The sequence below is a fragment of the Flavobacterium collinsii genome (assembly GCF_902804485.1).
GTDB classification, from domain to species: Bacteria; Bacteroidota; Bacteroidia; order Flavobacteriales; family Flavobacteriaceae; genus Flavobacterium; species Flavobacterium collinsii.
Window position 1 is genome coordinate 1 of the sequence record NZ_CADCST010000153.1, and the last position, 6,160, is coordinate 6,160.

A 6,160-nucleotide genomic window follows, 5' to 3' on the forward strand; every position below is an offset into this window, starting at 1 on the left:
TTAAGATTTAAACTCTAATTAGTTATATATCAAAACAATTTAGGAACATCCCTTTTTTAATTCTTAAACTTAAAATACTTGAAACATTCAATTCTATTATAATCTTAAAAAAAGGACTCCATTAGAATAAAACCAAGCCTTTCTTCTGGGATGAGGATTATTATTCTCACACAACATTTTTCTTATTTAGAACTCAATCTGATGATGAAGAATAACTTGGTCCATAATATCATATTACTTAAAAATCAATCTGCGTACCATTTTTACAAATCGCTTATTTAAAAGGCTTTACAATAGTTTTCTTTTTTATTAAATTCCAAAAAATGGAAACAACAATACTTTTTGGACTAAAGTGTTTAAAAAAATATTATAAAAATTAAGGAAGTATATTTGAAGTTAATGAAGGAATAAGCATTTTTTAAACCCCCAATTTTAAAAGATTGGAGTTAAGAGATTTAGATTGAGGATTATTGATTTTAGATGTAATAGAACTTACAAAATCGATAATCTAAATATTTAACAACAGCAAATCTGAAATGCTTCGTCAGATCGCTATCGCTCTGGTCAAAAATGGTTAACCAAAAATTAGAAATCATTTTATCATTTATTCCCTTAACATAATGGCATTGGGCTTTTCTCTTTTGGGAATTTCTGAAAGCCTATAACCAAAAATTACCTAATTATAACAACTATCAGCGTATTAATGAAAAATGGGAACGATATTCTTTTGCGACTCCATTTTCTAAATAAGAAATTACAAACCAGTAATCATCAGCTGGCAAAATCTGTCCTTGAAAAGTACCATCCCAACTATCTCCGATTTTAGTCAATCGCTTAATTATTTTTCCGTATCTATCAAAAATAAATATTACAGGATTGTCTTGACTTTGTAATCCTACTATACTCCATTGGTCATTATAACCATCCTCATTTGGAGTGAAAAATTTCGGACTACTGATCAGCTTAATAGGCATAGATATTGGAGTAATTCCACAACCATTGGCATCACTAACGGTAACTTTATGAATTCCTGAGCTAACATTTGTAAAAACATTACTCGTTTGTGGCATATCATCATCTATTGCATACAGAAAGTTGCTTTCGTATCCTGGGTACGGAACCGCATCAACTGTAATAGTCTGATTATCTGAAAACCATCCACTTGTGACAAAAGATACTTTAGCTGGTTTTGAAGATATTAATACCGTAAAAGGCACTACTTCAGAAACACACCCAGCAACCGACAAGTCATTGACCGTTAAGGTGTACTTACCTGGTGTTTTTGTAGTAAAATCTGATGCAGTACCCAATGTAGTCCCAGCTTCGTTTTTCCAATCAAAGGAATATAATGGAGTCGTATAACCACTGGTAATATAGGAGTCATTTATGATTCCTGTATCTACATCAACACATATTGGGAGAAGAGTAATTTTTGGTATTGGTTTGTTTTTTATAGTAATAATCAAAGGCTTCTCATCATAACATAATTTTGTTGTTAGAGTACCAACATCTGCATAAGCATAAACAGTAGTCGAAGTAGTAATCAAATCACCTACAAACTTTTCAGTATTGGCCACACTACCCCCTCCAGGCAATACAAAATATCTTGTTGCTGGTGCTATTAATGAAGGTAATGTATATGATTCACAAACAACAACTGGTAGAATTGACGCAACTATAGGAGTTTTGTAAATTGTCACTGTAAAAACATCTTCATCTGAGCAAGCAATTCTATTATTATCCTCGGCATAAACATACAAAGTGGTAGTCGAAGTTATTGGTGCGTATGGAGATAGTAATTTTATCCCTGTACCATTAGGTCCACCAGTAGCGGTATAATAATCTCCTTGACCAATTATTACTGGTAATGTATAAGTATCACAAGCGAATACATCTGTAATTGGATTAACCTTTGTATTCACAATAGTTATCATTATACTATATTCAACAATACAAGCGTTGGGCGATGGAGCTGCCGCATAAACATAAATCTTTTTAGAGGTTTTTATTTCATAACCAGCTGGCAAAATAGGATTTGTTGCAGATGGTCCACCCGAAAATTCATAGTACTCTCCGTTTTTTAAATCATCCAAAAAATAACTCTGATTGCATTTTAAAACTTCTATAGGTCTTGCATCTATTAATGGAGAAGAATCGATAGTGATCAAAAAACTAGATTCTACATAACAAGAACCCGTTGGAGCTTTATCATAAAAATAGATCGTTTGTGTTGTTGTAATGGGATAACCAGAGGGTCGGATCATGCCAGTTCCTAAAGACTTTGTATAATATTTTCCTGAATGCGCTACTGCTGGCAAATAATAAACATCACATTGCGGAGGAATATCTTCCATAACTGGCAATGGCGAAATATTTACTGTAACAGTAAATGATAGATTATCTGTACAACTTTGTCCTGCAACGTGAAACCAAAGCATCGTTGTACTATTTATGGCTGTTCCCGAAGCTACAACTGAACCACCTCCTGCCGCTGCGGTTCTATATTCTCCAACAACCAAAGAAGGTAATAGATAAGTAGAACAGGAAGTTACATTGGTTGGGATAGTAATATTTGCAATCCCAACATAAACTGTAAATGATTTTTCTGAAGTACAATTAAGAGGTAATGAGCCACTTTCTTTATACACATAAATTGGTTTTGTACTGTTTATAACCGTACCCGGTAGTATTATAGGAAGTCCTTTATTTGTTCCTGTATAATAAGTTGCCCCGTTTGGGTCAACTGGTAATGTATAAGGATTACAACCAAACTGATTAGGATAATCCGGTAATGGCGTAAAAGGCAATATTTTAACTATAAAAAATGTTTCTTTGGTACAAGAAGGAACAACTGTTGTATCTTCAAACCAAACGTATATTGTATTTAGCCCAACAGTATTAATAACAGTTCCTGCGGCTAATTTTATATTACCACTATTTGTAGCACCTCCACTTTGCGTATAATAATTCCCATAGGCTAGCGCAGGAAGTGTATACTGTGTACAGTAAGTAGCATTGGCAGGTGTTATCAGAGATAAATTGGCAATTGTCACTTTAAAAAGATCTTGATTAATACAAGAGTTTGATTTACTATAGACATACAAACTTTTTGTTGTATTGACAATATTACCAGCAAAGAACTGTGTTCCTGTACCGTTTATCCCATTCCAATATTGATTTCCAGCATTGACTAAAGCGGGTAAAGTATAAGAGCTACAAACTACTACATCAGGCAAAATATCAACTTTAGGCAATGGTGCTACAATAAGCTGAAAACTAGTGGTAACAAAACAACCTGTATTCGATATATTTTGCAATCGTACCCAAACAGTTCTTGATGCCGATCTAATAATTCCTGAAGGTGAGGTTGCTAGAATATTAGTATTACTATTTGCTGAAGGTAGTGTGGTGTGAAAAGAAATCACATTGTATGCCGAAGATTGTGAACCTAATATCAAAGCGATTTGGGAAGTCAAATCAAAATCAGCTCTTAAATCGGTTAGTGTTCTAGCACAAAGTGTTATTGATCCTGGAACTGTAGCGATATAAGGAGGAGGAACTATCTGCAATTGAAAAGAGCGTATTTCATAACAAGGAGAAGTAGCGCTACTTACTCTAACATAGATTGTTTTTCCGCTTTCTGAATTTAAAATCGTATAAGGGATCGATAATGCACCTGTGTTAGATATAGCAGCAGCATTAGTGAGATGATAAGTAACTATTGTACTAGCTGGCAAATCATCTAGCATTCCAGCAGGAGTTGTATCGGGATTCATTCCTGCCATAATGACAGGTGTGTTTTTTGTCAAATCAAAAGTATAAGTAGGATCACCAATATAACAGGCATAAATATTAGGAAGCGTTGCTTTAAAACTTAATTTCGGGTATATTTCGACTAGAATATCATCTGTAATAGCAACGCAACCAGGTTCTATATAGGTAACGCTATACGTTTCGCTTCCTGTTGAAAGTAATGGCAAAATTGAATTTAAGTCTAACGTTGAGCTTGTTTGCGGTGGAGAGAAGGCAACACCCCCTTTTTTCCAAACAAAAGTAGTTCCCGAACTTAAGCCTCCCGCTGATAGTATAGGTAATGTCCCTCCTGCACAAATTCCTTTATTATTTACCACACTATAATCAAGCCCTAAAACATTTTGCCCTATATTAAAACGATCGGCATTAAAAAATATAGCAGAGTCGTAACCTACATTATTTCCTCCATCAGCAATTACAAGTTTAATATGATAGGTATGGGTGACATCTAACCCCGTTGCCGATGCGATCATTTTTACAGTTTGCCCATTAAAATTTATGGCAGGTCCAAATCCTCCCCCGTTAAACTTTCCAAAAAAACTAGCATTAGCCGAAGGGCAATTTGTATTGTATAAATTGTCTCTAATTGTTTCTACAGATATTGGAGTATTAGGCAATGCAGGTGCAGGAACCACTGCCAAATTTTTATTTGCACCACCAATTGTAAGATCTTTTAGAAGAAAAGCAAAAGCGTCAGAAAAATTACATTGTGAAGTACCATATTCTTCGGAAGCAAAAATAAATTCAAAATCAAAATTGGAAGTTTTCGGTTTAAAATCAAACTCTATATAAGTTGCATTAATAGAGTTAATGGTAATACCAGATTGAGAAAGCAAATTAGCCTCTAAGTCAGCATCTCCAGTCCATAACGAATTTCCATCACTCAATATAGTGGCATTAGGACTAGGCACCTTAGTTACATCACCGGTTGTTAATACTACACCTTTTTCAAAAGGAAAATTTGGATTTGCGTTCTCAAAATAACCGATACCATTTGTCGAACCAAAAAATATCCCAGTTTTTGAGGTAACATTTGTACCCGAAACACAGGGAGAATTAATTAAAACAGAATTAACCAACTGCTCAACCGTATAAATGTTAGTATTTACAGTAATCGATTGTGAAAAACTTTGTATACTAGTTAATAATACTAATGGGAGTATGACTATTTTCATTTATGTCTAAATTTTATCTTTTAAAGAAGCTAATTATTACCTTTAGTTAAGCAATTTTACTATACTTATAAATTTATTTCAAACTGATTATTCAAAGATTAAGCCAGCTAACATAACTAGTTCATAACTAACCATTTAAACTCTTTTAAAAAAAATGAATTTCCAAAAATTGGAATCTAAACGTATTAATTGGAAAATTATAAAAACAGGCAACCTGTATAGAGACGAAATAAGTTAATCTACAAGTCACTGATTTCATACAAAACTAAACTTACAAACTAAAAAACTCAAAATCAATCGTTAAAACAAAATATATTTATAATCCATATAAACTGCGTTATGATTTTATTAGCCTCAAGTAGAAGTATAAAACCTAGCAATTTATTACAGTATTTTAATAAATATATTTTATTACGAGAACAGGATTACGAAAATTTTCGCATACAATTAATCGATTAACATGTCATGTTGTTTAGATAATAAATATAGATATAGACTTTTTCAAGGTTAAAATTCAAAACCTTACAGCGAAATACTAATACAAATTTGCGGAACTGACGGAATTGAGACTCTAAAAGAAGTTATTAGCCCAAATCATACTCGCATACATATTGAATATGCCTGAAACAAAATGTCAGTACGATTTTGAAGAGTTTAAAAGGTCGAGCTTCAAAAAAAATTGCAAATAAAATTTCACAATATAAGAGAACACTATTGCAGTCTGCATTTTTATATAAAAATGGTTATGATTTGGAGTACAGAAAACATTACTGGTGAAATGGTAAACAAGTATTTGAAACATTACTAGGATAAAGGAAGGAGATCATAACCCGAATTTCATTCTCCATAAACAAAATTTCTAAAAAGAATTTATCATTTAAAGAAGATCATACTAAATTGCTTGTAGCTAAATTATTTAAGTTAAATAAAAAAATGGTTTAAAACTTCACTTGACAATAGATAATTTGAACAAACTGATTAATTGCAACTTCTTATGAAAGTGCCAATACTCCAGTAAAAAATCAATTGATTCTTAATTAAGGAAAAAAAGGATTATTAGATTGGTACTTACAAAAAACTATTATTGAATTATAAAGACACGAAGAATTCTTACAGATCCTAATCTTCCAAAAAATAATCCTTAAAGAATATCTAAGTGTCTAGTATAATAA

At 32.4% G+C, this 6,160-nt stretch carries 1 protein-coding gene; it reads right to left on the minus strand.

Annotation, left to right across the window (positions count from 1 at the left end; translation table 11 throughout):
- Nucleotides 1-692: 692 nt before the first annotated feature.
- Entirely contained in the window at nucleotides 693-4,988 is a 4,296-nt protein-coding gene (locus tag FLA105534_RS22575) for a T9SS type B sorting domain-containing protein (RefSeq protein WP_173968335.1), read from the minus strand.
- Nucleotides 4,989-6,160 lie beyond the last annotated feature (1,172 nt).

Excerpts from the sequence above, each read along its gene's own strand:
- FLA105534_RS22575 (WP_173968335.1), bottom strand. The coding sequence starts at position 4,988 with ATGAAAATAGTCATACTCCCATTAGTATTATTAACTAGTATACAAAGT.